This is a genomic window from Staphylococcus canis (assembly GCF_016238445.1).
GTDB classification, from domain to species: domain Bacteria; phylum Bacillota; class Bacilli; order Staphylococcales; family Staphylococcaceae; genus Staphylococcus; species Staphylococcus canis.
Genome location: NZ_JABANU010000061.1, coordinates 1 through 687 on the forward strand (window position 1 = coordinate 1; position 687 = coordinate 687).

Genomic DNA, 687 nt, shown 5'->3' on the forward strand with positions numbered 1-687 from the left:
TGTCTCCTGGTTGTGGATTATTCACTACTGGTGCCTCTGGCGCCACTGTGTCTGTTACTGTTCCTGTTGATGGTGTTGATGTGTTACCATTGCCATCTTTGTTCACAACAGTGATTGTTTCACCTTCGTCTAATGTCTCAGTCGCTGGTACATCTACTGTCCAGTTTCCGTTTTCGTCCACTTGGCCAGTCACTTCTTCGCCGTTAGGGAATGTCACAACTACTGTTGTTCCTGGTTCGCCTGTTCCTGTTACGACTCTGTCTCCTGGTTGTGGATTATTCACTACTGGTGCCTCTGGCGCCACTGTGTCTGTTACTGTTCCTGTTGATGGTGTTGACGTATTACCATTACCATCTTTATTCACTACAGTCACTGTTTCGCCTTCCTCTAACGTTTCTGTCGCTGGTACATCTACTGTCCAGTTTCCGTTTTCGTCCACTTGACCTGTCACTTCTTCGCCGTTAGGGAATGTTACAACTACTGTTGTTCCTGGTTCGCCTGTTCCTGTTACGACTTTGTCTCCTGGTTGTGGGTTATTCACTACTGGTGCCTCTGGCGCCACTGTGTCTGTTACTGTTCCTGTTGATGGTGTTGATGTGTTACCATTACCATCTTTATTTACAGCTGTCACTGTTTCACCGTTTTCTAATGTCTCTGTCGCTGGTACATCCACTGTCCAGTTTCCGT

Annotated in this window: 1 protein-coding gene; it reads right to left on the reverse strand. The window is 46.9% G+C overall.

The features are described from left to right. The coding region (locus HHH54_RS10895) for an Ig-like domain-containing protein (protein ID WP_232796333.1) at positions 1-687 on the reverse strand (687 nt) is incomplete at both ends.